This window comes from Paraburkholderia denitrificans (assembly GCF_042655705.1).
Classification (GTDB): Bacteria; Pseudomonadota; Gammaproteobacteria; order Burkholderiales; family Burkholderiaceae; genus Paraburkholderia; species Paraburkholderia denitrificans.
In genome coordinates, this window is sequence record NZ_JBHSMP010000013.1 from 380,128 (window position 1) to 403,599 (window position 23,472).

The following is a 23,472-nucleotide window of genomic DNA, read 5'->3' on the forward strand; positions in this document are numbered from 1 at the left end:
GCCGGTGGTCACTCCGACGGCTGATCCACGTTGTGCGCGGCGGGATGCCGGCGCCCGCACGCGAACGTAACGGGCAAGGCAGGCATGGACATGGTGGCGGCGCATCGGCCGGTTTTGGGCCGGGTCCCGCGGGAGCGGACTGTGTGCCGCCAGCCGGGGCGCCACCTGCGGCGCCCGGTCGGGATGGCCCGGGTGGGGTGTCTCGCAAAGAGCGCACGCAAGCGAATGTTCGGCAAGATGATACCGGAAGCCCTGTCGGACCGCAGCATATTGCCCCTTCCGACAGAACAGGTACGGTGCGGCTTCCGGTCGCAGTTGGGCCGAAATTGGGTCGAAGTTGGGTTGAAGTCGAGGCTCAGTTGGGTCGAAGTTGGACCGCAGCCGGAGCGCCGGAGGGCGGAACGGAGCACCGCTCACCCGGCTTGCGCGGGGCGTCTAGCGGTCGGCCGCGAGCTTCAGGCCGAGGCCGACGAGCGCCGCGCCGCAGAACGCATCGATCGGGCGGCGCACGCGGCGGTAGCCGCGCTGCGTGCGATCGTCGGCGAACAGGAACGCGATGCTGCAATGCCAGCCGAACGACATCGCCGCCACGGTCGCAAGCGCCACGCCGTAGAACCACAGCGGCGGGTGCGAGGGAAACATCGCGGCGAACACGCTCGTCCAGAACACGCACGACTTCGGGTTCGTGAGGCAGGTGAAGAACCCGGCGCGCCAGGTGCGGAAGTACTCGCGGCGTCCGGCGGGCGGCAGCGGCTCGGTGACGGCTTTGACTTCGGGTGCGGCGCCGCGCCGCACGCCGGAGCGCAACAGCTTGAAGCCGAACCAGACGAGATACAGCGCGCCTGCCACGCGCACGCCGTTGTAGACCCAGTCGATACGTTGAAGCACGGTGGCCAGGCCGAGCATCGCGAGCGCGGCCCAGAGCGTCGAGCCGACGCCCACACCGAATGCCGATGCGACGCCGAGTCCGCGCCGTCCGGCAAGCGAAAGTTGCGTGACCATGAAGAAGTTCGGGCCGGGGCTGATCAGCGCGAGCGAATAGACCGCGGCGATCTGGAGCAGCGTGGTGATGTAGTGCATGACTCGGATGGGCAGCAGGACGCGCGGCGCGCAACGCGCCATGTTAGCGCGAGGCGGGCAAACTGCGGGACGAAATGCGGGGCGAGATGTGGGTGAGACGCCAGCGTTAAGCGACGCCAGCGGCACCGGCTGGCGTCGTGGATGCCGTCACTCCAGGCGCAGCCGCGCCATATACGGCAGGTGATCGGAAAGCCACGCGGTTTCCTGCGCGGGCCGGATCAGCTCGACGGGCTGCAGGCCGCGCACGAACATCTTGTCGAGCGCGAGCGTCGGTGAAAACGCCGGAAACGTGCGCGCGGGTTCGCCGAGCAGCGTCGCCACTTCGTGCATGCCGTGTTCGGCGAAGATCGGCACGGAGTCGTTGCGCCAGTCGTTGAAGTCGCCCGCGAGCACGAGCGGTCCCTGCGGCGCCTCCTTCGCGATCCAGTGCGCGATCCAGTTCATTTGCCGCAGGCGCGCGCTGCGCGTGAGCGCAAGGTGAGCGCACAGCAGCGTGACCGAGCGCGAGCCGACGCTCGCCCGCGCCACGAGCAGCCCGCGCCGCTCGAACCGGTGCGCGGAGATGTCCCAACGTCCGCCGAGGTCGAGCGGATGCGGCGAAAGAATGGCGTTGCCGTGCCGCCAGGACGGCTTGAACACGTTGGTGCCCAGCGCGATCTGGAGTTCGAGCGAGTGGGCGATCTCGGTGGCCTGGCAATGCCAGACGTCTTCGAGCGGATCGCCGAGCGGCGCGCCGAACTTGGAAGCGAGCACCGGCTGCGGCAGGCGCCGTGCCATGGCTTCCTGGAGGAACCAGGCATCGGCGTGGGTGGACTGCACCCAGCGCCGCATGGCATGCCAGGCTTCGAAGCCGAGCGGCGAGCGGCCCTTGTGCAGGTTCCAGCTCACCGCGACGAAGTCGAGGTTGTTTGCGTTGTCTATCAGCGGTTCTTCGGGATTTCGCATACGAGGGTAGTTCTGTGATGCGCCGCGGGGCTCAGAGCGGCGGCGGCGCGAGGCTTGCGCTGATCCGGTACGCAAGCGCTGGATTCTGGTCGACGATCTGCCAGTTCACCGCTTCGCCCGCGGGCACGCGCAGCCCCGGATGGCTGGCGGCAACCCGGCGCGGCTGCGGCGGCAGCGCGCAGCCTTCGGGCGTTTGCGACGGGTTGGCGGATTCGAGCGTTTCCTGGGCATCGATTGCGAGGATCGTCTCGCTCGCATTCGCCTGCAGCGGAGAGACGGTCAGCGTGCGCTGGAGGTCGATGCTGGCGTCCGGGTGGTCCTTGCAGCCGACGTTGTGGGTGACGACATGATGGTGGGTATCCGTGCGCGCCTGTCCGACCGTGGTCGTGCCCTCGAACGCGTCGACCTGCTGACCGTCCTGCAACACCTGCAGCGTCCATTTGACGACGGGCTGCGCCGCATCCTGCGCATGCGCGCTCAAGGCGGCCGTGGCGAACAGCGTGGCGGTGAGGCAGTGTTTCCACAACGTCATATCGTTGACTCCATGCACGCGCGCCGTCCGGGCGGCGACGGCGTGACCCTGGCTGCGTGGCTGGATGGTCATGACATTCGATCCTATACCCGGTTCGCAAATGCCGGACCGTCGCAGTTCAATATGAGATGGGGATGTATGTCGGAGGTTCAACCGCGGCATTTACGCACATTGATGTTGCCGTAGCAACGAATGCATCATCATTGGATAAATTCGGGGCGCGATGTTGCTCGTTGTTGCGTGATATGCAACAAAGTCGCTTCCGCACCCGCCGCAACGAATAACGCGCCTAAAACGCGCGTCTGTGCGTTGCCGCGCATTGCTCGCCGGACAGCCGTACGGCCTGGCGGATGCTGCACCGCGGCACGGCGTACAATTTTCTGCATAGCGGCGGCGCGACTCGCGCCGTCACCCGGACTCAGCAGATCGCGGACGTCAGGCCGAAGTCCCGGCCAGTGCCGCAGGGACGGATGTGGAGACATGGATCAGATCGACTGTGTAGTGATCGGCGCAGGCGTCGTCGGGCTGGCCGTGGCGCGCGCGCTCGCGGCGCGCGGGCGCGAGGTGATTGTGCTTGAAGCGGCCGGCGCCATCGGCACCGGCATCAGCTCGCGCAACAGCGAGGTCATTCACGCCGGGCTCTACTACCCGCGCGGCTCGCTGAAGGCCACGCTCTGCGTGCGTGGCCGCGAGATGCTCTACGAGTACTGTGCGGCGCACCACGTCGAGCACGCCCGCTGCGGCAAGCTGCTCGTCGCCACGGCGCCCAACCAGATCCCGCAGCTTGAAGCGATTCTGGCGCGCGGCAAGGAAAACGGCGTGTTCGACCTCACGCGCATCAGCGGCAGCGAGGCGCTCGCACTCGAACCGGCGCTCGAATGCATCGCGGCCGTCTATTCGCCGCAGACCGGTATCGTCGACAGCCATCAGCTCATGCTCGCGTTACAGGGCGACGCCGAACGCGACGGCGCGGTGATCGCGCTCCAGTCGCCGGTCGAGTCGATCGATGCGGCGCCGAACGGCTTCGTCGTCCGGGTCGGCGGCGAGTCGCCGACCGAAGTGCGCGCGGCCTGCGTCATCAACAGCGCGGGCCTGCAGGCGACCGCCCTGGCGCGGCGCATTCGCGGCCTCGACGCGCGCCACATCCCGCCGCTCTATCTCGCGCGCGGCAACTACTTCGGCGTATCGGGGCGCGTGCCGTTTTCGCGCCTCATCTATCCGATGCCGAACGAGGCCGGGCTGGGCGTTCACCTCACGCTCGACATGGGTGGCCAGGCGCGCTTTGGTCCGGACGTCGAGTGGATCGATGCCATCGACTACGACGTCAATCCGCAACGCGCCAACACGTTCTACGCGCAAATCCGTCACTACTGGCCCGCGTTGCCGGACGGCGCGCTGCAGCCGGCCTATGCCGGCATCCGGCCAAAGCTATCGGGCCCGGGCGAAGCCGCCGCCGATTTCATGATCCAGGGCGCCGCCGCGCACGGCGTGCGCGGGCTCGTGAACCTGTTCGGGATCGAGTCGCCGGGGCTCACGGCGTCGCTGGCGATTGCCCAGCGCGTGTGCGAACTGGCCGACGCACGCTGAGCGGACCCCGCGAGGTTGAACTCGCGGGGTTGCGTGCGCCATGTTGAGTGCGCCGGGTTTAGTGCGCGGTATTTACCGCGCGGTGCTTACCACGAATGCCCGAGGCCGCCGTTGATCATCAGGCGCGAGCCGTTCACCGTGCCAGCGCCCAGTTTGACGACGGTGTTTTGGGCAATCCGCACGCTGCCGCCGATTGCAACCGCCGTATAGCCGCCGTAGTTTCCGAAGCCGACACTGGCCGACACGACCTTGCCCGGATCGACCTGTGGCATCCCCGCGAGCGCACCGGCGATTGCAATGCCGGAGTAGGCGGTACGCGCGAGGTGATTCACGCCTTGCTGCATGGAATCCAGCCGCTGGTCGGTATACCGGTTCACCGTTTCGGTTGCTGTCGTGAGCTGGCGTACGTTGACTGCGTCCGTCGCCTCCGTGCCGTCCGCGACATTGACGATCTGACGCTGCTGATCTGCGCTGCCGACGGACACCACGTTCGAGCGGCCGCCGTCGTTGGAGTTTGCGCCGAGCGCCACCGAGTTCGAACCGGCCGTGACGGCCGGCTTGTCGTTGGTGGTGCCGTTCATGTCGGACGCGATGCCGTTGGCGTTGACGACCGTCGTGTTGTTGATGGTCGTCGACAGCGAGTTCAGCGTGTTGTTCATGTTCGCCACGCCCGTCGACAGCGACGCCACGTTGTCGTTCGTCGCGCTCAGGCCAGTGGACAGCGAGCTGAGGCCTGCCGAGCTTGTCGTCGACAGCGTGTCGAGGTTGCTGTTCGTCGAGTTCAGGCCGGTCGACAGTGAGGCGACGTTGTCCTTCGTATCGCTCAGACTGGTCGACAGCGACGACATGTTCGACGCAAGCGATGTCGACAGGCTGTTGAGGGCCTGGTTCGTCGCGTTGAGCTGGCTGCCGTTGATCGCGTCCGTGCTGGTGGCCGAGACACGGCCGGCTGCGACGTTCGTGATCTGACGTTCCAGCCCTGCCGCGCCGACGCTGAAGACGCCCACCGGCGCGGCGCCGGAGACCGCATACGAGGCGCCGCCGACCGTGATGACCGGCACTGCGACTGCATTGCCCGTGGTCGAGTTTGCACCCATCGCAATCGAGTTCGCGACGTTGGCCTGCGCGTTCGTGCCGAAGGCGAGCGCGTCGGTCGCCGTGGCACTGGCGCTTGCGCCGTAGGCCTGTGCGCCGATGGCGCTGGCGACGGCCTGGTTGCCGAGCGCGATCGCGTCGTCCTGGGTCGCCTGGTTCGCGTTGCCGATCGCCAGTGCGCCGGTGCCCGTCGCCGTGTTGTCCGCGCCCATCGCTACCGCGCCGGTGCCTGTCGCGACGTTCGGGTCGCCGATCGCGACTGCGCCGTTGCCGCTTGCCGTGTTACCGGCGCCGAGCGACACGGCCTGGCCGCCCGACGCCGATGCGTTCTGGCCGATGGCAACCGCGCCATCCGACTCGGCGTTCGAGCCGTCGCCGACCGCGACGCTGCTCGTGCCTGCCGATTTGGCGTTGACGCCTACTGCGAGAGAGTTGATGCCCGTTGCACCGCTGCCGTCGTGGTTGCCCTGCTGCGTGCCGTTGTCGTTCACGCTGTGATAGCGCGTCTGCGCATCTTCGATGGCCTTCGTGGTCGACGAGGACAGCGACAGGATCAGGTCGGTGGTCGTGCTGAGGCCCGTGGACAGCGAAACCATGCCGGTCGCGGTCGAGGTCGACAGCGACGTGAGGGAGCTGTCGGTCGAGCTCAAGCTGGAAGACAGCAAGCCGATCGAGCTGTTGGTCGTCGAAAGGCCGTCCACGGTCGACGTCGAAAGCGCAGCGAGCGAACTATCGGTCGAACTCAAACTGGAGGACAGCAAACCGATCGAGCTGTTGGCCGTCGTGAGGCCGTCCAGGGTCGACGTCGAAAGCGCAGCGAGCGAACTATCGGTCGAACTCAGGCTGGAGGACAGCACACCGATCGAGCTGGTGGCCGTCGAGAGGCTGTCCAGGGTCGACGTCGAAAGCGCCGCGAGCGAACTATCGGTCGAACTCAGGCTGGAGGACAGCACACCGATCGAGCTGTTGGCCGACGTGAGACTGTCCAAAGTCGACGTCGACAACGAATTCAATTGCTCCACATTGACGGCATCGGTAGCTTGCGTACCGGCGGCAACATTGACGATTTTGCGTTGGTTCGTACTCGATCCGACCGAGACGACATTGGCTGCCCCGTCATCGGATGAACCGTTTCCGAGCACCACGCTGCCAGCTCCAGATGCAGTTGCTCGCGCGCCCAGGGCGAGACTTCCACCCGTCGCATTCGCTCGCGTGCCAACGGCAGTATTCGCTTGATCGTTCATTCCAGGCGCGCCTGCAATTGCGCCGGTGCCAACTGCCGTGTCGTAATTGGCCGCCGCCGCCGCATTTGATCCGATGGCGATGGGGTCTGCGTTATTCCCGCATATGGCTGCGCCTGCCCCATTTCCTGCGATTGCACCCGGTCCATAGGCCAACGGGGTGTCGCACGTTAGACCAGAAGGAATACTGCCGCCGTCCAGGGCGCCAGCCAGTGCTCCGCCTGAACAACACAAGCCGAGAATGATCGGAACGATGACGGAAGAGGCAGCTTTCTTGCCGCGGGCGCGAGCATTTTCCGGGACAGCAATCCAGGAACCCAATGCTTCACTAAATATCGAGTGGTAAATCCTGTTCATTTCTGTATTGCGAGATCGTGTTGGTGGTATGAGGGAAAATCGATAAACGAATTAAAATTTTGGGGAAAGCTATGGAATCCGAGATTTTTTGTTAACCGCATTTAAAACTCTTGTTCCCGAATAGCCGCCCCGTATTCGCTCAAGTGCCGTTCCGGCGTGGCGCTTGCGCGGTCGCTAGCTGAATAAGTCATTCGAAGTACTGATTAATGGTGTCGTGATGCCTGTCTGCGTTACCTGATGCCTCCGATACCGCCGATACGTGATCGGTCCGTGCGCCGCCGCTACGACTCCCTTGCTAACCCCGGAGTCATTGCCGTACGCGGTGCGAGTGTTCGCCAGTCACTGGCGATACGTTTGAACTTCGGCGTGTGCGCTTTGCGGTGTCATTCATGACACCGTCGTCTTGTTATTGCGCCGTATCCATCACCCGTTCGTGAGTTCGCCTCTGTCGGGGAAAGGCCGCCATCCTCTTTCAGCGTGGCCGTTTCGCATCGGCGCGCCCTGGCCATCCTCTGGGCAGCCACTCGCCTTTCAAAAAGCTTTCGGAGTGTAATCGTTTGCGCGTTTTTTGTGCAAGCGGAAAAGCCGCGATCCGCGGTGAATTGGTTGGGATTTATCTGAAAATTGCTGCGATATGGCCCTTACGGCCATCAGGAACGGCTTTGTCGAATGGCAAAGCACGAAGTTGTCTGGAAGATCTGAGATTGGTATGACAGTCAGGACGGAACTGCGTGCCTGTCGGTCCGGGTCCAGGTCCAGGTCCACGCAATTTGCTTGTCTCGGGAGAGCGCCTCTATATCCGATACGAAACTTCGTTGTTATGCTTGCGCCGCGCTGTCATAGAACCGCGTATTGCCCCACATATTGGATATTGGAGTGAATCTTTCATGAAATCGTCCCGCCGCAGCTTCCTGATCACGAGCATTGGTGTTGCAACGACCGTCGCGCTGTCGAAGCAAGCTTTCGCTGCCGACGCAACGAAGGTTAGCGAATCCGACGCCATGGCCGTGACGCTTGGCTACAAGAACGACGCGACCAAGGTCGACAAGGCGAAGTTCGCCAAGTACGTCGCTGGCGAGAACTGCCATAACTGCGCGCTGTTTCAAGGCAAGGCCACCGACGCATTCGCACCGTGCCCGATGTTCGGCGGCAAGCAGGTTTCGGGTAAGGGCTGGTGCAACGGCTACAACAAGAAGGCTTAAGCGCCGTTTGTTGTAGGTCGACCTCTCCCGCAAATTTTGCGCGGATGCGTCAATCAGACGCGGGGCATCGGTCCACGCGCCTGCAGTAAAGGCGGACGCCGGCCAAACCATGGCCGCGCCGCCTCGAGCTGCGCCGCAAGGCGCAGCAGCAATGCATCGTCGCCGTCGCGCGCGGCGAACTGCACGCCTATCGGCAGTCCGCGTGCATTCCACATCAGCGGCACCGACATCGACGGCTGGCCCGTCAGGTTGAACAACTCCGTACAGCCCGCCCAGGCGAACGCCTTGTTCGACGCCTCCATCAGCAACTTTCGCATCAACGCTTCCATCGGCATGGCCGTGACCGCGCGCATCTGCAGGCGCTCGGTCGGTGACGGCTTGAGTTCGCCGATCTTGACCGGCGCCGCCGCGAGCGTCGCGCAGAGGATCACGTCGTAGCGCGTCATGAGATCGGCCAGTTGCGCCGTGATGCGCTGCTGCACGTCGAGTGCGCTGGACAGATTGCGCTCGCCGAACTTGCGGCCGATATGCGCCATCGCCCATGTCGCCACTTCGAAGTCCTGGCGGCGCGGCGTCGTGCCGGTGATGTCGTCGGCCTTGAGCACGGACTGCTCCGCCACGATCGACCACAGCATCAGAAACGCGTCGCGCGCGGCGGCGAAATCGACCGGCAGCGCAACCGGCTCCACCCGATGGCCGAGCGAGGCGACGAGCGCGGCCGCATCGTCGACGGCGGCGAGCACCTCGGGCGTGAGCGAAAAGGCGAACATCGGGTCGGTGATGAGCGCGACGTTGAGCGCGAAGTTGCGTCGCTCGGCGTGGTCGAACGGCTCGCGAACCGCCGCGAGGAACGTGCCCGGCGCGCCGGGTGCGAGCGCAGGGTCGCCCGCGATGAGGTCGAGCGTCAGCGCGCTGTCGCGCACGCTGCGCGAGACGGCCAGATCGACGCCCAGCGCACCCGGCGGCGGAGCGAGGTTCGAAGCAGGCTGGCGCGAGCGCGACGGTTTGAGACCGAACAGGCCGCAGCACGATGCGGGAATGCGGATCGAGCCGCCGCCGTCCGATGCGTGCGCGAGCGGGACAATGCCCGCGGCGACCGCTGCTCCCGCGCCGCCGCTCGAACCGCCGGGTGTGTGATCGAGGCTCCACGGATTGCGGCATGCGCCGAAGAGTTCGGGCTCCGTGTACGGCATCTGGCCCAGTTCCGAGGCGCTCGTCTTGCCGAAGATATTGAGGCCCGCCGCGCGAAAGCGTGTGACGACCGGGGCGTCCTCGGCGGGCACGTAGTGGCGGTAATGACGGCTGCCGAACGTCATGCGCAGTCCCGCCACCGCCGCGCCGAGATCCTTCACGAGGAACGGCACGCCGGCGAGCGGACCGTCGGCGAGGGCATCGGTGCCGTTGGCGCCCGCCTCGATCCGCGCTGCACGGCGGCGGGCCGCATCGTAGTCCTTGAGCACGATCGCATTGATCGCGGGATTGGCCGCTTCCGCGTGCGCGATCGCCGTATCGAGCAGTTCGCGCGCGCTCACCTCGCCGCGCTTGACGAGTTCGGCGAGGCCGATGGCGTCATATTCCAGATAGTCGGACTGCAAGATGCGGCCTCCTGTGACTGGCGTTACTGGCGTTACTGGCGATCGGGCGATGCGTGAGCGCCTGGCTAACTGTAATTGCGTCGGTGATTGTGTCGGTGAGCGTGACGGCGAAACCGAAGCCGAAGCCGTCGCCCAGCGCCAGCGAAGCCGGTCAGCCGCCGTGGGCGTGCAGATGCCCGGCGAGGAACGTCAGCGTGCGGCCATGCGCGAGCGCCGAAGCGTGCTGGTTGTACGACGCGCGCGCCGAGCAGTTGAAGCCGTGCTCGGCGTTCGGGTACAGGTGAAATTCGGCGTTGTCGCGGCCCGCGAAGCGCTCCTTCACCTGGCCCACCGCGTCGGGCGGAATGGCGTGGTCGAGTTCGGCGTAGTGGAACTGGATCGGCACGGTCACCTTGTCGGCGACGTCGAGTGCGTTCTGGATGCCGCCGCCGTAGTAGGCGACCGCCGCATCGAGCGTGCCGTTCGCCGCCGCCAGATAGGCGAGGCGGCCGCCGAAGCAGTAGCCGATGGCCGCGACCTTCCCGGTGCACTCGCGCATCTGGCGCAGCACCTTGGCCGTCGCGCCGATGTCCTGCGCGGCGAGTGCCGCATTGGTCTTTTGCAGCAATTCGATGCCCTTGTCGCGGTCGGCGCCCACATATTCCAGTTCGACGCGCGGCTGCGTACGCCAGAAGATATCCGGCGCGATGGCGACGTAGCCGTCGAGCGCGTACTGCTCGACGACGTCGCGAATATGGCCGTTGACGCCGAAGATTTCCTGCACGATGACGATGCCCGGGCCCTTGCCGCCTTTCGGCAGTGCGAGATAACCGCAGAAGCTGTCGTTACCGGCCGGAATGTCGATCCATCGAGTCGATACGCTCACGTTGCTCTCCTTGCTGTTCGGGTTGCATGTCCGCGAAATGCGGGACAGTTTGCCACACCCCGGCGATGGCTTGCCGCGCTTGAAGCGCGTTCTACGTTCTGACGCGAGGATCCAGACGATTCCGATTATTCAATTTCGAACGGGCTTTCGCCACAGCGTCGCGCCGTACAGTCAATGCACGCGCGCGCCTCCGCGTGTTTCCATAATTAATAGAATGTTTAATTGAACGAACGACAAACCCGGACTAGCCAGGTAACAAGCCCGGTAACAAGCCTCGTAACTTCGCTCGACAAAAATGCCGTTCTTCGCGACGCGCCGCCGCACGATCAGCCTGATATCTCGAATTCAGGCACCCGAAGCTTCCGGAAAGCTTTCTAATCGGCGGCGGCCTCTATTGAAAGCCCCTGCATTTAAGGCGTAAAAGCGTATCTTTAAGGGGCCGGAAAGATGGGGGTAGAAAGCCTATTGGTACTCATACCAATATCTGAAAAAAATCCCCCCATTTAATTTGATCGCCTACACTTGCGCGCAAGTATGACCGGGCGGTCCGCAATGAACGGGCTCGCCGGCATGCTCGCCAGGTGCATCGACGATGCATCCTGCGCGGTCGTCCGCACGGGGAGCGACACGTTCGGTGCAGGGGAGCACGGGACGATTACGTTGCTTTTGGGTTCGAAACTGGAGACTTATATGACTATCAAGCTTCAAAAGCTGTTGCCGATCACCGCCGCAGCCATGCTGTTCGCTGCGATTTCCACGGCAGCTAGCGCAGACGTAGTGGTCAAGATTGGCCACGTCGCCCCGCTGACGGGCGGCATCGCTCACCTCGGCAAGGACAACGAAGACGGCGCGCGTCTCGCGGTCGAAGAAATCAACGCGAAGGGCCTCGTGATCGGCGGCCAGAAGGTTACGCTGCAACTCGATGCGCAGGACGACGCAGCCGACCCGCGCACGGCCACGCAAGTTGCGCAGAAGCTCGTCGACGACAAGGTCGTCGCCGTGGTGGGCCACCTGAACTCGGGCACGTCGATCCCGGCTTCGAAGATCTATAGCGATGCGGGCATCGTGCAGATCTCGCCGTCGGCAACCAACCCGGCTTACACGCAGCAAGGCTTCAAGACGACCTACCGCGTCGTCGCGACCGATGCGCAGCAAGGCCCGGCGCTCGCCAACTACGCTGCCAAGACCCTGAACCTGAAGAGCGTCGCGATCGTCGACGACTCGACCGCTTACGGCCAGGGCCTCGCAAACGAGTTCGAGAAGACCGCCAAGTCGCTCGGCATGAAGGTGCTGTCGCATGACGCGACGAACGACAAGGCCGTGGACTTCCGCGCGATTCTCACGAAGATCAAGGGCGAAAACCCCGACGCGATCATGTACGGCGGCATGGACGCCACCGGCGGCCCGTTCGCCAAGCAGGCGAAGCAACTGGGCCTGCGCGCGAAGGTGCTCGCGGGTGACGGCGTCTGTACCGACAAGCTGTCCGATCTGGCCGGCGACGCAACCGACAACATCGTGTGCTCGGAAGCGGGCATGGCGCTCGAAAAGATGCCGCAAGGCAAGGAGTTCGAAGCGAAGTTCGAGAAGCGCTTCGGCCAGCCGATCCAGATCTACGCACCGTTCACGTATGACGCCGTGTACATCATCGTCGACGCGATGAAGCGCGCGAATTCGACCGAACCGGCGAAGATCCTCGCTGCGATGCCGACGACCGACTACAAGGGCGTGATCGGCGAGACGACCTTCGACTCGAAGGGCGACCTCAAGCACGGCGTGATCTCGCTGTACAACTACAAGTCTGGCAAGAAGACGCTGCTCGACGTCGTCAAGATGTAATTCGACTGCCGCGCAAGCGGCATGAGAGCAGTACGAAAAAACACGCGGACGAAAGTCCGCGTGTTTTTTTTCGCCCGTGATGCGGGGTTTTACGGGGCTTCAGATCCCGAGCCGCACGAGCACCTTCGGCGCGGCCCACGCGATGAGCGCGGCACACAGCGCCACGACGGCCAGCCCGGTCGTGAGATTGGTCACCTGGGCGATGGCGCCGATCACGACCGGCCCGAACAGCAGGCCGAAATACGCAATGCCCGCGACATGCGCGAGCCCTTCGGCGGCGTGAATGCCCTTCACGCGGGCGGCGGCGGCGAACAGAACCGGCATCATGTTGGCGAGACCGAGGCCCATCAGCGTGAAGCCCGTGAGCGCGGTGAACGCATACGGCAGCACGAGTACGCCGACCATTCCAGCGCACGCGAGCGACGCGCTCGCCATGACGAGCTGCGGTGCGCCGAAGCGCTTGCGCACGGCGTCGCCCGCGAAACGTGCGGCGGCCATGCCGCCCGAGAACGCGGCATATGCGGCGCTTGCAAGCGCGGGCGTCGCGACGACCACGTCGCGCATATAGACCGTCGCCCAGTCGTACATCGCGCCTTCGGCGATCAGGGCGATCAGCGCGATGCCGCCGAGCGCCCAGAGCGCGGGCGTGCGCCAGCGGTTGCCGGTGCGCGCGTGCTCGCCGTGGGTGGGATGCGGCACGTGCGGCAGCACGACCGGGCACGACGCGAGCAGCACGAGCGTCGCGAGCGCGGAGGCGAGCGCGAGATGGACCGCGGGCGCCATCCCGTGCGCGAGCAGCGCGCCGCCGATCGCCGCGCCCGCCATGCCGCCGAGGCTGAACATGCCGTGCAGCGCCGACATGATCGGACGGCCGAGCGACTCTTCCACGGCGCTCGCTTCGGCGTTCATCGCGACGTCGAGCGTCGCCATGCCGACGCCGAACATCGCCAGCACGACGAGCAGCATCCAGAACGCGGGTACGACGAGGATCAGCGCGCCGCACACGGACATCGTGAGGCCGCCCGCGAGACACGCGCGGCGCGTGCCGACGCGCGCGATCCAGCCGCCGATCGTCGTCATCGCGACGATCGAGCCGCCTGCGACGGCGAACAGCGCGCACGACAGCAGTGCGGGACTTAAATGAAAGCGGTCGCGCACGGTCGGAACGTGCACGCCCCAGGACGCATACATCATTCCGGCGATGAAGAAGAGCGCCATCGTGGCAAGCCGCGCGCGCTGACGCGTCGCCTCGGGCAGGGCGCGGTGCGCGGCAGCGGGCGAGGGCCCGCCGACGGCGGATTCTGCGGTTCGATCGGACACAGGAAGTTCCGGAGAAGAAAGAAGGAAGGTGTCTGAAAGCAAGTGCCGATTCTAACGAAGGTCGCGGCGCCTTGCCGCACTGCGACAAGTGTGCTGCACTAATATGATTACGCGCCCGGTATGCCGCCGGTGCAGCGCCGCCGTCATTGCACGGCCAAAACGCCAGGACAGAGGACCCACCCATGAAGGTACCCGCTCAAGCTCCGCTCCATTTGCTGCATCAGGTTCCGGTCGGTACGCTCGCGACGCATGCGCGCGAGCCGCATGGTTTTCCGTATCCGAGCGTCTTGCCGTTCGCGCCGGATGCGTTGCACCGGCCGGTGATTCTCGTAAGCCGGCTTGCCGAGCACACCCGCAATCTGCAGGGCGATCCGCGCGCGGGCTTTCTCGTCGCGCATGTGCCGGACGGCGACGTGCTCAACGCGCCGCGCGAGACGTTGCTCGGTGTCTTCGCGCCGGTCGATGCCGATGACGAGGCAGACGTCGCGCGCCGCTACCTGCGCTATCACCCCGACGCGCAGCGCTATCTCGATCTCGGCGATTTCGCGTTCTGGGTGCTGCACGTCGAGCGCTTGCGCTATATCGCCGGGTTCGGCGCGATGGGCTGGCTGGACGGCGCGGATCTCGACACGCTCGATCCGCTGTCAGCACAGGACGAGACGACGCTGGTCGCATTCTTCGAAGCGCATGCTGCGCGGCGGCCGGGGCTCGAACTGGTGGGCGTCGACCGCTACGGCGCCGATCTGCGGATCGACGGCGTGCGCACCCGCTTTATCTTTGACGCTCCGCAACTGGACCTCCCGTCCTTGTACGCGGGGTTGGCGGATTGCATCGAGCGCCATCGGATCTGAATTATTTTTTGACGTTGTGCAAGCGCTGACACGCGAAAATTGAATTTCATCATCCTGCATCGGATGATGCAGCGACGGTATTCGCAAAAGTTCGCATGAAATGAAATGTTCGACGTTTCCGAACCAGAACATTTCCATAAATTGATAATTAAGTGGGGTGGGAATAATCCGTCAAACGCTCCATTAAGCACAAGTGTTGATTTGTACCGGATAAGAAAAAGATGAAAAACGGGTAAGCCGCGGACGAGAAACGGGCGAGAAGCGGACGAGAAACGGGCGAGAAACGGGCGAGTAGCGTCGGATGCCACGTTGCGGCCGGGCTATTCTGACTCCGGGCTTATAATAATTTTTATTCCTTACACTTTTACGGATATTCAATTTTGTGCTAATCTCGCCTCCACTTTCCGGGGCACAGAACCGTCATTCGGCATACCGGCACAAGACCGGTGGCCGTAAATGCCAAAACCACAAAGGTAACTATGTCTTCCTACAAGGAACTACTCGCCCAGCGTGAAAAGCTGGAGAAGCAGATTGAAGAGGCGAAGGCACGTGAATACGCCGAAGTTCTTGATGAAATCAAGCAGAAAATGGCCGATTACGGCATTACGCTTGCCGAGCTCGGCGGTGGCCGCGCCGGCGGCAAGAACGCCAAGGCGAGCCGCTCGCGGGCCAGCGTAGCCCCCAAATATCGCGATCCCGAAAGCGGTGCCACGTGGTCCGGCCGCGGCAAGCCGCCCCGCTGGATTGCTGGTCAAGACCGTGAAAAGTTTCTGATCGAGAAGTAATACCGGCGTCAGTCATCGGGCGGGTCCTGGTCAGTCCCGAGGTTCAGTCTTAAGGGGCAGTACCAGGGGCTAGTCTTGAAGAAGGCTAATCCCAAGGGCCAGCCTGGTCGAAAGCCGCGCAAGTCGTCATGACGCGCGGCTTTTTTGCTGTCTGCGATCCGGCTGTCGGGCGGCCTCGATGCGAATGCTTCGCGTTTCTGTAGATATATGATTTAAAAGGAATTTTCGCAGTAGTCTCGAATTAATGAGGGCGCCGCGATTACAATCGTGGATATTCCTGCATTCGCCCTTTTCTCCTCGTATGCCCACTCCAGCTGTCGCGTCGTTATCAGATAAACACCGGGTCGCGCGTATAACCACGCTCGTGAGCGTCGCCGTCAATTCGGTACTCGTCGTGCTGCAAATCACGGTGGGTGTGATTGCGCATTCGCAGGCACTCGTCGCCGACGGTATTCACTCGCTTGCCGATCTTGTCTCCGATTTCGTCGTGCTGCTCGCGAACCGGCACAGCGGCGCGAAACCGGATGCCGATCACAACTACGGCCATAGCCGCTACGAAACCGTCGCTTCGCTCTTTCTCGGCGCGTTGCTGATCGCCGTCGGCATGGGCATGCTGTGGCGCGCGGGCACGCGTATCGCGAATCTCGGCGACATTCCGCCCGTGCATATCAGCGCGCTCGTGGTCGCCGTTCTCGTGCTCGCCTCGAAGGAAGGGCTCTTTCGCTACATGCTGCGCGAGGCGCAGCGCGTGCGCTCGCAAATGCTGATCGCCAACGCCTGGCATGCGCGCTCGGACGCGGCGTCCTCGCTCGTCGTGGCGATTGGCATTGTCGGCAGCCTCGCGGGCGTGCGGCTGCTCGACCCGATTGCGGCGGCGATCGTCGGCTTCATGGTGGCGCGCATGGGCTGGGTGTTCGGCTGGGACGCGCTACAGGACCTCTCCGACCGCGCACTCGACGAAACGGCCACGGCCAACCTGCGCGCGCTGCTGCTCTCGACGCCGGGCGTGCTCGACGTCCACGAAATGCGCACGCGCAAGACCGGCGACCTCGCGCTGGTGGACGCGCACATCCTCGTCGATCCGTACATTTCGGTCTCCGAAGGCCACTACATCGCGGAGACTGCGCGCAAGCGCGTGCTCACCGATTCGCGCGTGCTCGATGCGCTCATTCACGTCGACCCCGAGGACGACATGCACGTGCGTTCGGTGGCGAACCTGCCGCCGCGCGAGGCGCTGATCGAAACCTTGCGCGACGTGTTCGCCGAGCGTGGCGTACATGTCGAATCGGTGACGCTGCACTATCTGAGCGGCGGGCTGACCGTGCAGGTTGCGCTGGCTGCCGGGGACGACATCGCGCGCGTTGCCGGCGTCGATCTCGAAGCGATCAAGAAGCGCATCGGCGTGAGCCGGCTCGACGTCGTGCATGTCGTCGAGCATGCGGCCGGTGCGGAGCCGGTGCCGCGCGACCACGCCAGCGCGCCGCCCGCGGCGGGTTGAACGCAGCGGGTTGAACGCAGCGGCGCAGCGGCGCCGTCGGGCGGGGCGGGGTGCGCCGCTTCAGAGCGGCAATTGCGTATCGAACTTGATTTCGCGCAGCACGACGCTCGTGCGCACCTGTGCGACAGCGGGGATGCGGAAGATGCGCTCGTGCAGGAACGTGTCGTACGACTTGATGTCCGGCGCGACGATCTTGAGGATGTAGTCGGATTCCCCGGTCGTGCTGTAGCACTCGGTGACTTCGGGGCAGGTGGCGATCTCGCGCTCGAACTGCTCGACGCCGCCTTCGGTGTGACGCGTCAGATGGATATGCGCGAGCGCGCAGACGTGCAGCCCGAGCTTTTCCCGATCGAGCAGCGCCGTGTAACGCTGGATCACGCCCGATTGTTCCATGTCCTTGATGCGGCGCCAGCACGGCGTGCTGGACAACCCCACCTGATCGGAGATTTCCTGCACCGACCGGCGCGCATCGAGTTGCAGCAGGCGCAGGATCTTTTGAGAGAACGAATCGAGTGTCAACTGCGCCTCCGTTGGTGTCGGTGTATTCCTGAATGTTAGAGGCCAGGAAAACGAAACGCAATGCACGCAGCCATTGATGAGGCGGATTGCCTAATTTGCCGGGTTCCGCGCGGCGTTTTGCCCTGAGGCGTCCCTTTCACGGTCGATGGCCTCGCGCGCGGCCTCCCGCGCGCGCAGCTCGGCGAGCATGTTGCAGAAAAGCGCGCCTTGCTCGATGGCGTCGTCGAGCGCGACGTGCGTGTGCGGATGCTCGTCGAACCAGTGCTTCGGCAAGCGCGGCTTGATGCACTTGCGATAGGGCAGCCCGGTCATGGCGAACGCGAGCGTCTTGATGTCGAGCGCCGACCACGAAAACGGGCAGCGCCCCGCGAAACGCATCATGTACCAGAACATGAACGTGAAATCGAAACCCGCGGGCATCGCGACGAACACGGGCTTGCCCGGCAACGCCTCGACCCACTCCACGTAAGCGACCAGCGCCGCCGCCGGATCCTGCAGATCCTTGCGGCAGGCAGCCCACGCCTCGGGCTGCGTTTGCCACCAGGCGGCCTGCACCGGATGCGCCGCCGCGCCTTCGAGCGTGGCGAGATTGGCGGAGAAGGTGGCGATCAGACGCTTGTCGGCGGTATAGGCCGCCGACGCGAAACTCAGCATCGAATGCGGGCCGGGGATCGGGCCGTCGGCCTCGACGTCGGTGCTGACGTAAATCTCTTCGATGGCGACGTTATTCATCATCCGGGTACGCCGTCTGCTACGTAGGGGTTGGAGCGGCGCTCTTCACCGAAAGTCGAAACCGGGCCGTGACCGGGCACGAACGTGACGTCGTCGCCGAGCGGCCAGAGTTTTTCGCGGATCGAGCGGATCAGATCGGCGTGATTGCCGCGCGGAAAATCGGTGCGGCCGATCGAACCCGCGAACAGCACGTCGCCGACGATTGCAAGACGGTGCGCACGGCTGGAGAAAATGACATGACCGGGCGTATGGCCCGGGCAGTGATAGATCTCCAGTTCTTCGTCGCCGAAGCGCACGGTGTCGCCGTTGTTGAGCCAGCGGTCGGGCTCGAAAGCCTCCGCGGCCGGGAAGCCGAAGCGCGCGCTCTGCTCCGCGAGCTTGTCGATCCAGAAGCGCTCGTCCTCGTGCGGCCCCTCGATCGGCACGCCGAACTTCGCGGCGAGCGTTTTCGCGCCGGCGCAGTGATCGACGTGGCCGTGCGTGAGCAGCACCTTTTCGAGCTGCACTTCCTGACGCGCGAGTTCGGCCTCGATGCGCTCGAGATTGCCGCCCGGATCGACGACGGCCGCGCGGCGCGTCGCCTCGCAGACGAGCAGCGAGCAGTTTTGCTGGAACGGCGTGACGGGAATCAGCGTGACTTTCATGCGTTTGCGTGGCGCGGAGAAGGAGTGGCACGGAGGCCCGAATGACGGGCCGAGGCCAAAGCCCCGATTGTACCGGCGCACGCGAGGGGCCGTGTCACGTGGTCGCGCAGCTGGCCGTACGGACCAGGGCAATCGCCGGGAAGCCCCGCCGGACGGGGCTTGGCAACCGGCGTTGTTACGCCGATAGATATAAATCATCGAGATTCGGGGTGAACTCGGATGACAGGAATTGATTTTGGGTATAATGCGCCTCTACGCGCACTTTTTTCGTGCTTTCACTGGGCGATGCGACCCGCTTGAAAAAGGGTTCCGATGCATCGCCGTCAAGCAGTGCCGTCGCCGGACGACCGCCTTTTTGCGGACTGAAGCGATGGCAAATCAGGCGCCGGTCCTTCCGGCGCCGCACGTCTTGCCCAGCCAGGCGCCACGCGCCTGCAACGGCCTTGCTGCCGTGACGCTGGGTGGGGCCTACGCCGCCGTTCCTGCGCGCCATGTGTCACTGGCGCCCCTGAACGAGAAGTCACGTCGTGAAATCACGTTCGATGGCGGCATGTGGGGTCTGGTCAGGCTGCCGGGGACAGGTTGCGCCAGACGTGGAATAAAACCAGCGGTTGGCGACCCAATAGGGGTCGCATCCGGGTGCCTGCTCGAGCTCGCCATTCGCGAGAGGAGCTTTGCTGCGCCTGGCGCCGCCGAAGCCTTTCAGCCGCGTGCTACGACAACGCCGAAGGGTTTCGACTTGTGATGGCAAGCTTATGAAACTCAGACTTTCTCGAAGACTCGGGAGTCTCGCAGCCGTGTCCGTGCTGGCCGGTTGCGCCATGCCGCCCGGTCCGCAGAGTCCGTCCGATCAGGCGGCCCTCCACACCACGGGCGCGCACACCGCGTTCGGCGCGCCGCTTGGCTATGGTTCGGCGCTCGCGGCGCTGCCCGCATCGGGCACCGGCGGCGACAAGTCGCTGGCCGGCGCCCAGCCGATCGGCGACAGCCCTGACGTCTCGTCGTTTCACCAGACGGGCCGCGCGTCGTGGTACGGCCGTGCCTTTCACGGACGCCGCACCGCGAGCGGCGAGCGCTTCAATATGGGCAACCTGACCGCCGCGCACCGCACGCTGCCGCTCGGCGCGTACGTGCGCGTGATCGTTCCCTCAACCGCGAAATCGGTCGTCGTGAAGATCAACGACCGCGGACCCTTCAAGCGCGGGCGCGTGATCGACCTCTCGTATGCGGCTGCGAAGAAGCTCGGCCTGCAGCATGCGGGCATCGCGAACGTGAAGATCGAAGGTCTTTCGCGCGACGAGGCGAAGCTCGCGCTGGCGCAGCAAGTCGCCTCAAACAGCGATCACTGATCGCCGATCGCCGCGCCGGATTCAGAAGGGCCGCCGTTTGAACGGCGGCCCTTTTGCATTTCAGTCGTCCGGTTCTGCGTCTGCTTTTCCGTCCGCTTCTTTCTCGCCTTTCAGTTCGAGCGCGCGCGCGTAGAGCGCGTTGCGCGACGCCCCAGTCAGTGCCGCGGCGAGCTTCGCGGCGGTCTTCACGGGGACTTCCTGTAGCAGCACGCGCAATAGCGCATCTTGATCGCCGTCCGACGAAGCGGCGCCGCTCGCGCCCTCCACGACCAGCACGAACTCCCCGCGCTGACGATTGGCATCCTCGACAAGCCACGCTGGCCCTTCGGCCAGGGTGCAGCGATGAAGCGACTCATGTAATTTCGTCAGTTCCCGGGCGATCAACAGGCGCCGCTCCGGCCCGAACGCGTCTGCAAGCGCCTGAACGGTCTCGACGATGCGATGAGGCGCCTCGTAAAACACCATCGTGTGCTCGTGCGCCGCGAGCGGCTGTAGTGCGCTCGCGCGCTGCTTCGGCTTCGGCGGAAGAAAACCGATGAACGTGAACGTCGTCACCCAGTCGCCGGCCGCGCTTAAAGCGGTCGCGAGCGCGCTTGCGCCGGGCAGCGGCACGACCTGGAAACCGGCGTCGCGCACTGCCTCGACCAGCTTCGCGCCCGGATCGGAAATGCCGGGCGTGCCCGCGTCGGATACACAGGCCACGCGCTCGCCCGCGCGCAGGAAGTCGATCACGCGCTGCGCCGCCTCGCGCTCGTTGTGCTCGTGCACGGCGATGAGCGGCTTCGTCATGCCATAGCGGGCGAGCAGCTGGCCGGTGTTGCGCGTGTCCTCGGCGGCGATGCGGTCGACGAGACCGAGCACGTGAAGCGCGCGCAAGGTGATGTCGGCGAGATTGCCGATGGGCGTCGCCACGACGTACAGCGTGGCGGCCGGGTATTGCTGGGCCTGTGCGAGTTCGAGGAGGGACGTCATGGCACGAAACGCGCGAGCGCAAGAAAGGAGGCCGACATTGTGCCACGCGAAGGAACGCACAGCGGCAGGCGCGGATGCGTGCGAAGTTGCGCCGGGCGCCACGCAGACACTTTCGAATGGCGCACGCGAATCCGCGCATCGCGTATCGGCGACGGAGGGCACAAGAACAACGCTCGCCGTGCAGCCTCCACGCGCCGACAACTTTTGCGTGCGCCGCGAGTCCAACGCCGAATCGCGCTTGGCGGGCGCGCGTTTCGAAGCGCATGCGCTCGCGTTCCTGCGGCGCCAGCGGCTCGTGCTAGTCGCGCGCAATGTGCATTGCCGCGGCGGCGAACTCGACCTCGTGATGCGCGAGCGGGACGGCACGCTCGTCTTCGTCGAAGTGCGCGCGCGCTCGCGGCGCGGTTACGGCGGCGCGGCGGCGAGCGTCGACTGGCACAAGCAGCAGCGCATTCTGCGCGCCGCGCGGTACTTCCTCTCGCGAGGCCGTGCCGCGGAAGGCGCGTACGATGGCCGGCATGTCATTCCCGCGTGCCGTTTTGACGTGATTGCCTTCGAATGCGGGCGTCTCGTGTGGCTGCGAGATGCTTTCCGTGCCGATGGCAGTTGAATGCGCGGAGAACGTGCGCGAGTGCGCTAAACTTGCGTCAACCCGCACGCAGGCACGCGGATTTTTCGCGATATACGCAGTACAGATTAGAGGGTCGATGTCCGTCGAACGCATTCAACAACACTTCCGCGACAGCGCAGCCGTCAAGCTCGCGGCCATGGAAACCCTCGCGGTGCCGATCGCGGCCGCCGTCGATACGATGTTCGCGGCGCTTGCGAACAGCAACAAGATTCTGGCTTGCGGCAACGGCGGATCGGCTGCCGACGCGCAGCATTTCGCGGCCGAACTGATCGGCCGCTTCGAGCGCGACCGCCCGGGACTTCCGGCGCTGGCCCTCACCACCGACGCCTCGGTGCTCACGGCACTCGCCAACGACTACGCCTACGACCAGGTATTCGCGAAGCAGGTACGCGCGCTCGGCCAGCCGGGCGACGTGCTGCTGGCGATCACGACGTCGGGCAATTCGGCGAACGTGCTTGCGGCGATCGAAGAAGCGCACGAGCGCGAAATGATCGTGATCGCACTGACGGGCAAGGGCGGCGGCCAGGTCAACGAAGCGCTCGCGGACACCGACATACACCTGTGCGTGCCGTCCGAGCGGACCGCGCGCATCCAGGAAGTGCATGTGCTGACCATCCACTGCCTGTGCGACGGCATCGACGCGATGCTGCTGGGCGAAGACTGACATCGATGGACGAAGGAGAGTGACGTTGAAGAGCAGATACGGCATCCATAGCGCACTGGTGCGCACGACGCTGACGATTGGATTTGCGGCCGCACTCTCGGCGAGCCTGCAGGGCTGCTTCCTTGCGCTCGCGGGCGCGGCGGGCGGCACGGCGCTCGTGGCGACCGACCGGCGCACGGTGGGCTCGCAGACCGAGGACCGCGAGATCCAGGTGAAGGCGCTGTCCGATATCACCAAGAATTTGCCGGACACGGCGCACATCAACGTGGCGGTGTTCAACCAGCGCGTGCTGCTGACCGGCGAAGTACCGGACGACGCATCGCGGCAGAAGGCCGAGACGACGGCGCGGGCGATCGCGAACGTCGAGTCGGTCGTCAACGAACTGGGGGTGCAGCCGGCGAGTTCGTTCTCGTCGCGTGCGAACGACTCCTATCTCGAAGGACGCGTGAAAGCTGAACTGATCGCGTACAAGGACATCTCCGCGAACAACTTCAAGGTGGTGAGCGAGCGCGGGACCGTCTACCTGATGGGCCTCGTGACGCAGCAGGAAGGCGCCACTGCCGCCGACGCGACGAGCAAGGTGATGGGCGTTGCGAAAGTCGTGAAGGTCTATCAGTACATCCAGCCTGGCCAGGCGGCGGCTCCGATTGCTGCGGCGCCGGGCGCGCCGGCGCCGGCCAATGCCGCTGAGGAACCGACGGTAGGCGCGGTGCCGGATGCGTCGGTGAGTTCGCGCCCGATCGATCAGCAGCCGCCTGCGCCGGTGATGGAATCGTCGCCTGGACAGCCGAGCAACGGGAAGGCGATGTGATGCGGGGTTCGTTGCGCGTGGTTTTTTGCCTGGTTTTTGCGGCGATGGGCGTTCTGATGGCTTCGCAGACGGCTTTCGCCGCCGCAGATGGGCAGGCTGTCGCTCGCACGAACGCTTGCATGGGTTGCCACGCGGTGGATCGCAAGCTCGTCGGACCTTCGTTTCAGCAGATCGCGGCGCGGTACAAGGGCGATGCCGGGGCGCAGGTAAGGCTTGAGAAGAAGGTGCGGGATGGAGGTGCGGGTGTTTGGGGTGCGATTCCGATGCCGTCGCATCCGGTGATGAACGCTGCGGATATTCATACTGTTGTCGGTTGGGTGCTCGCGGGCGCGCCTTCGAAGTGATTTTGGGCGGGTGGTTT

The 23,472-nt window shown here is 64.7% G+C and carries 22 protein-coding genes and 2 pseudogenes; 11 read left to right on the forward strand and 13 right to left on the reverse strand.

What is annotated here, in order from left to right; translation table 11 throughout:
* Positions 1-435: 435 nt before the first annotated feature.
* The 3 genes from ACFPTO_RS11210 to ACFPTO_RS11220 form a co-directional block, all read right to left on the reverse strand.
* Positions 436-1,080: a LysE family translocator gene (locus tag ACFPTO_RS11210; protein ID WP_377711430.1), complete on the reverse strand. Its 645-nt coding sequence runs from the start codon at positions 1,078-1,080 to the stop codon at positions 436-438.
* Positions 1,081-1,227: 147 nt separating this feature from the next.
* Entirely contained in the window at positions 1,228-2,025 is a 798-nt protein-coding gene (locus tag ACFPTO_RS11215; RefSeq protein ID WP_377711431.1) for an endonuclease/exonuclease/phosphatase family protein, read from the reverse strand.
* Between the two features lie 31 nt (positions 2,026-2,056).
* On the reverse strand, positions 2,057-2,551 hold the full coding sequence (locus ACFPTO_RS11220; protein WP_377711722.1) for a hypothetical protein: 495 nt from the start codon (positions 2,549-2,551) through the stop codon (positions 2,057-2,059).
* A gap of 486 nt (positions 2,552-3,037) precedes the next feature.
* On the opposite strand from ACFPTO_RS11220, the gene ACFPTO_RS11225 reads away from it, so the two are divergent.
* A complete protein-coding gene (locus ACFPTO_RS11225) occupies positions 3,038-4,144 on the forward strand; it encodes an NAD(P)/FAD-dependent oxidoreductase (protein ID WP_377711432.1) in 1,107 nt (368 codons plus the stop codon).
* Between the two features lie 86 nt (positions 4,145-4,230).
* Here ACFPTO_RS11225 and ACFPTO_RS11230 read toward each other — a convergent pair.
* Positions 4,231-6,471 (reverse strand): annotated as a pseudogene (locus ACFPTO_RS11230) (YadA family autotransporter adhesin); the annotation flags it as partial.
* A 255-nt stretch (positions 6,472-6,726) separates the two neighbouring features.
* Positions 6,727-6,837, reverse strand: a pseudogene (locus ACFPTO_RS25175) (ESPR domain-containing protein); the annotation flags it as partial.
* An 887-nt stretch (positions 6,838-7,724) separates the two neighbouring features.
* Between ACFPTO_RS25175 and ACFPTO_RS11240 the strand changes: the two are divergent.
* The gene (locus tag ACFPTO_RS11240) at positions 7,725-8,039 is read left to right on the forward strand and encodes a high-potential iron-sulfur protein (protein ID WP_377711433.1); all 315 of its coding nucleotides are present in this window, start codon (positions 7,725-7,727) and stop codon (positions 8,037-8,039) included.
* Positions 8,040-8,092: 53 nt separating this feature from the next.
* On the opposite strand, the gene ACFPTO_RS11245 is transcribed toward ACFPTO_RS11240, so the two are convergent.
* Both ACFPTO_RS11245 and ACFPTO_RS11250 read right to left on the reverse strand, forming a co-directional pair.
* A complete protein-coding gene (locus tag ACFPTO_RS11245; RefSeq protein WP_377711434.1) occupies positions 8,093-9,634 on the reverse strand; it encodes an amidase in 1,542 nt (513 codons plus the stop codon).
* A 151-nt stretch (positions 9,635-9,785) separates the two neighbouring features.
* Positions 9,786-10,499 (reverse strand): dienelactone hydrolase family protein, encoded by a 714-nt coding sequence (locus tag ACFPTO_RS11250; RefSeq protein ID WP_377711435.1) that lies wholly within the window; start codon positions 10,497-10,499, stop codon positions 9,786-9,788.
* A 690-nt stretch (positions 10,500-11,189) separates the two neighbouring features.
* On the opposite strand from ACFPTO_RS11250, the gene ACFPTO_RS11255 reads away from it, so the two are divergent.
* On the forward strand, positions 11,190-12,335 hold the full coding sequence (locus ACFPTO_RS11255; RefSeq protein WP_377711436.1) for a branched-chain amino acid ABC transporter substrate-binding protein: 1,146 nt from the start codon (positions 11,190-11,192) through the stop codon (positions 12,333-12,335).
* 99 nt (positions 12,336-12,434) lie between these two features.
* On the opposite strand, the gene ACFPTO_RS11260 is transcribed toward ACFPTO_RS11255, so the two are convergent.
* Entirely contained in the window at positions 12,435-13,655 is a 1,221-nt protein-coding gene (locus ACFPTO_RS11260) for an MFS transporter (RefSeq protein ID WP_377711437.1), read from the reverse strand.
* A gap of 182 nt (positions 13,656-13,837) precedes the next feature.
* On the opposite strand from ACFPTO_RS11260, the gene ACFPTO_RS11265 reads away from it, so the two are divergent.
* The 3 genes from ACFPTO_RS11265 (at position 13,838) to ACFPTO_RS11275 (ending at position 16,789) form a co-directional block, all read left to right on the forward strand.
* Positions 13,838-14,506 carry a HugZ family pyridoxamine 5'-phosphate oxidase gene (locus ACFPTO_RS11265; RefSeq protein WP_377711438.1) on the forward strand — a complete coding sequence of 223 codons (669 nt, stop codon included), beginning with the start codon at positions 13,838-13,840 and terminating at the stop codon, positions 14,504-14,506.
* Positions 14,507-14,985: 479 nt separating this feature from the next.
* Complete coding sequence (locus tag ACFPTO_RS11270) at positions 14,986-15,291, forward strand: H-NS histone family protein (RefSeq protein ID WP_377711439.1); 306 nt, start codon at positions 14,986-14,988, stop codon at positions 15,289-15,291.
* A 301-nt stretch (positions 15,292-15,592) separates the two neighbouring features.
* Positions 15,593-16,789: a cation diffusion facilitator family transporter gene (locus ACFPTO_RS11275; RefSeq protein WP_377711440.1), complete on the forward strand. Its 1,197-nt coding sequence runs from the start codon at positions 15,593-15,595 to the stop codon at positions 16,787-16,789.
* Between the two features lie 60 nt (positions 16,790-16,849).
* Here the strand turns inward: ACFPTO_RS11275 and ACFPTO_RS11280 are convergent, their stop codons facing one another.
* The 4 genes from ACFPTO_RS11280 to ACFPTO_RS11295 all read right to left on the reverse strand — a co-directional run bounded on the left by ACFPTO_RS11280 (position 16,850) and on the right by ACFPTO_RS11295 (position 19,177).
* Positions 16,850-17,308 (reverse strand): Lrp/AsnC family transcriptional regulator, encoded by a 459-nt coding sequence (locus tag ACFPTO_RS11280; protein ID WP_293040590.1) that lies wholly within the window; start codon positions 17,306-17,308, stop codon positions 16,850-16,852.
* 90 nt (positions 17,309-17,398) lie between these two features.
* Positions 17,399-18,043 carry a 3'-5' exonuclease family protein gene (locus tag ACFPTO_RS11285; protein WP_377711441.1) on the reverse strand — a complete coding sequence of 215 codons (645 nt, stop codon included), beginning with the start codon at positions 18,041-18,043 and terminating at the stop codon, positions 17,399-17,401.
* Positions 18,040-18,684, reverse strand: coding sequence for an MBL fold metallo-hydrolase (locus tag ACFPTO_RS11290; RefSeq protein WP_377711442.1), 645 nt, complete (start codon positions 18,682-18,684; stop codon positions 18,040-18,042). The genes ACFPTO_RS11285 and ACFPTO_RS11290 overlap by 4 nt, the downstream gene beginning before the upstream one ends.
* A 175-nt stretch (positions 18,685-18,859) precedes the next feature.
* A complete protein-coding gene (locus ACFPTO_RS11295; RefSeq protein WP_377711443.1) occupies positions 18,860-19,177 on the reverse strand; it encodes a hypothetical protein in 318 nt (105 codons plus the stop codon).
* 262 nt (positions 19,178-19,439) lie between these two features.
* Here ACFPTO_RS11295 and ACFPTO_RS11300 point away from each other — a divergent pair, with 262 nt between their 5' ends.
* The gene (locus tag ACFPTO_RS11300; protein ID WP_377711444.1) at positions 19,440-20,033 is read left to right on the forward strand and encodes a septal ring lytic transglycosylase RlpA family protein; all 594 of its coding nucleotides are present in this window, start codon (positions 19,440-19,442) and stop codon (positions 20,031-20,033) included.
* Positions 20,034-20,093: 60 nt separating this feature from the next.
* On the opposite strand, the gene rsmI is transcribed toward ACFPTO_RS11300, so the two are convergent.
* The gene (gene rsmI / locus ACFPTO_RS11305) at positions 20,094-21,005 is read right to left on the reverse strand and encodes a 16S rRNA (cytidine(1402)-2'-O)-methyltransferase (RefSeq protein ID WP_377711445.1); all 912 of its coding nucleotides are present in this window, start codon (positions 21,003-21,005) and stop codon (positions 20,094-20,096) included.
* Here rsmI and ACFPTO_RS11310 point away from each other — a divergent pair.
* From ACFPTO_RS11310 to ACFPTO_RS11325, 4 genes are all read left to right on the forward strand, one after another.
* On the forward strand, positions 21,004-21,615 hold the full coding sequence (locus ACFPTO_RS11310; RefSeq protein ID WP_377711446.1) for a YraN family protein: 612 nt from the start codon (positions 21,004-21,006) through the stop codon (positions 21,613-21,615). The two genes, rsmI and ACFPTO_RS11310, sit on opposite strands and share 2 nt — an antisense overlap.
* Positions 21,616-21,712: 97 nt before the next feature.
* Positions 21,713-22,300 carry a phosphoheptose isomerase gene (locus ACFPTO_RS11315; protein WP_377711447.1) on the forward strand — a complete coding sequence of 196 codons (588 nt, stop codon included), beginning with the start codon at positions 21,713-21,715 and terminating at the stop codon, positions 22,298-22,300.
* Positions 22,301-22,325: 25 nt separating this feature from the next.
* Positions 22,326-23,111, forward strand: coding sequence for a BON domain-containing protein (locus ACFPTO_RS11320; protein ID WP_377711448.1), 786 nt, complete (start codon positions 22,326-22,328; stop codon positions 23,109-23,111).
* Positions 23,111-23,455, forward strand: coding sequence for a c-type cytochrome (locus tag ACFPTO_RS11325; protein ID WP_377711449.1), 345 nt, complete (start codon positions 23,111-23,113; stop codon positions 23,453-23,455). Before ACFPTO_RS11320 ends, ACFPTO_RS11325 begins: the two co-directional genes overlap by 1 nt.
* The last annotated feature ends 17 nt before the right edge of the window (positions 23,456-23,472 follow it).

What these genes read in the sequence shown, in the direction of transcription:
- ACFPTO_RS11210 (WP_377711430.1), bottom strand. Translation starts at nt 1,080, where the DNA reads ATGCACTACATCACCACGCTGCTCCAGATCGCCGCGGTCTATTCGCTC.
- ACFPTO_RS11215 (WP_377711431.1), bottom strand. Translation starts at nt 2,025, where the DNA reads ATGCGAAATCCCGAAGAACCGCTGATAGACAACGCAAACAACCTCGAC.
- ACFPTO_RS11225 (WP_377711432.1), top strand. Translation starts at nt 3,038, where the DNA reads ATGGATCAGATCGACTGTGTAGTGATCGGCGCAGGCGTCGTCGGGCTG.
- ACFPTO_RS11240 (WP_377711433.1), top strand. Translation starts at nt 7,725, where the DNA reads ATGAAATCGTCCCGCCGCAGCTTCCTGATCACGAGCATTGGTGTTGCA.
- ACFPTO_RS11255 (WP_377711436.1), top strand. Translation starts at nt 11,190, where the DNA reads ATGACTATCAAGCTTCAAAAGCTGTTGCCGATCACCGCCGCAGCCATG.
- ACFPTO_RS11265 (WP_377711438.1), top strand. Translation starts at nt 13,838, where the DNA reads ATGAAGGTACCCGCTCAAGCTCCGCTCCATTTGCTGCATCAGGTTCCG.
- ACFPTO_RS11270 (WP_377711439.1), top strand. Translation starts at nt 14,986, where the DNA reads ATGTCTTCCTACAAGGAACTACTCGCCCAGCGTGAAAAGCTGGAGAAG.
- ACFPTO_RS11275 (WP_377711440.1), top strand. Translation starts at nt 15,593, where the DNA reads ATGCCCACTCCAGCTGTCGCGTCGTTATCAGATAAACACCGGGTCGCG.
- ACFPTO_RS11285 (WP_377711441.1), bottom strand. Translation starts at nt 18,043, where the DNA reads ATGATGAATAACGTCGCCATCGAAGAGATTTACGTCAGCACCGACGTC.
- ACFPTO_RS11290 (WP_377711442.1), bottom strand. Translation starts at nt 18,684, where the DNA reads ATGAAAGTCACGCTGATTCCCGTCACGCCGTTCCAGCAAAACTGCTCG.
- ACFPTO_RS11295 (WP_377711443.1), bottom strand. Translation starts at nt 19,177, where the DNA reads ATGGCGCGCAGGAACGGCGGCGTAGGCCCCACCCAGCGTCACGGCAGC.
- ACFPTO_RS11300 (WP_377711444.1), top strand. Translation starts at nt 19,440, where the DNA reads ATGAAACTCAGACTTTCTCGAAGACTCGGGAGTCTCGCAGCCGTGTCC.
- ACFPTO_RS11310 (WP_377711446.1), top strand. Translation starts at nt 21,004, where the DNA reads ATGGCACGAAACGCGCGAGCGCAAGAAAGGAGGCCGACATTGTGCCAC.
- rsmI (WP_377711445.1), bottom strand. Translation starts at nt 21,005, where the DNA reads ATGACGTCCCTCCTCGAACTCGCACAGGCCCAGCAATACCCGGCCGCC.
- ACFPTO_RS11315 (WP_377711447.1), top strand. Translation starts at nt 21,713, where the DNA reads ATGTCCGTCGAACGCATTCAACAACACTTCCGCGACAGCGCAGCCGTC.
- ACFPTO_RS11325 (WP_377711449.1), top strand. Translation starts at nt 23,111, where the DNA reads ATGCGGGGTTCGTTGCGCGTGGTTTTTTGCCTGGTTTTTGCGGCGATG.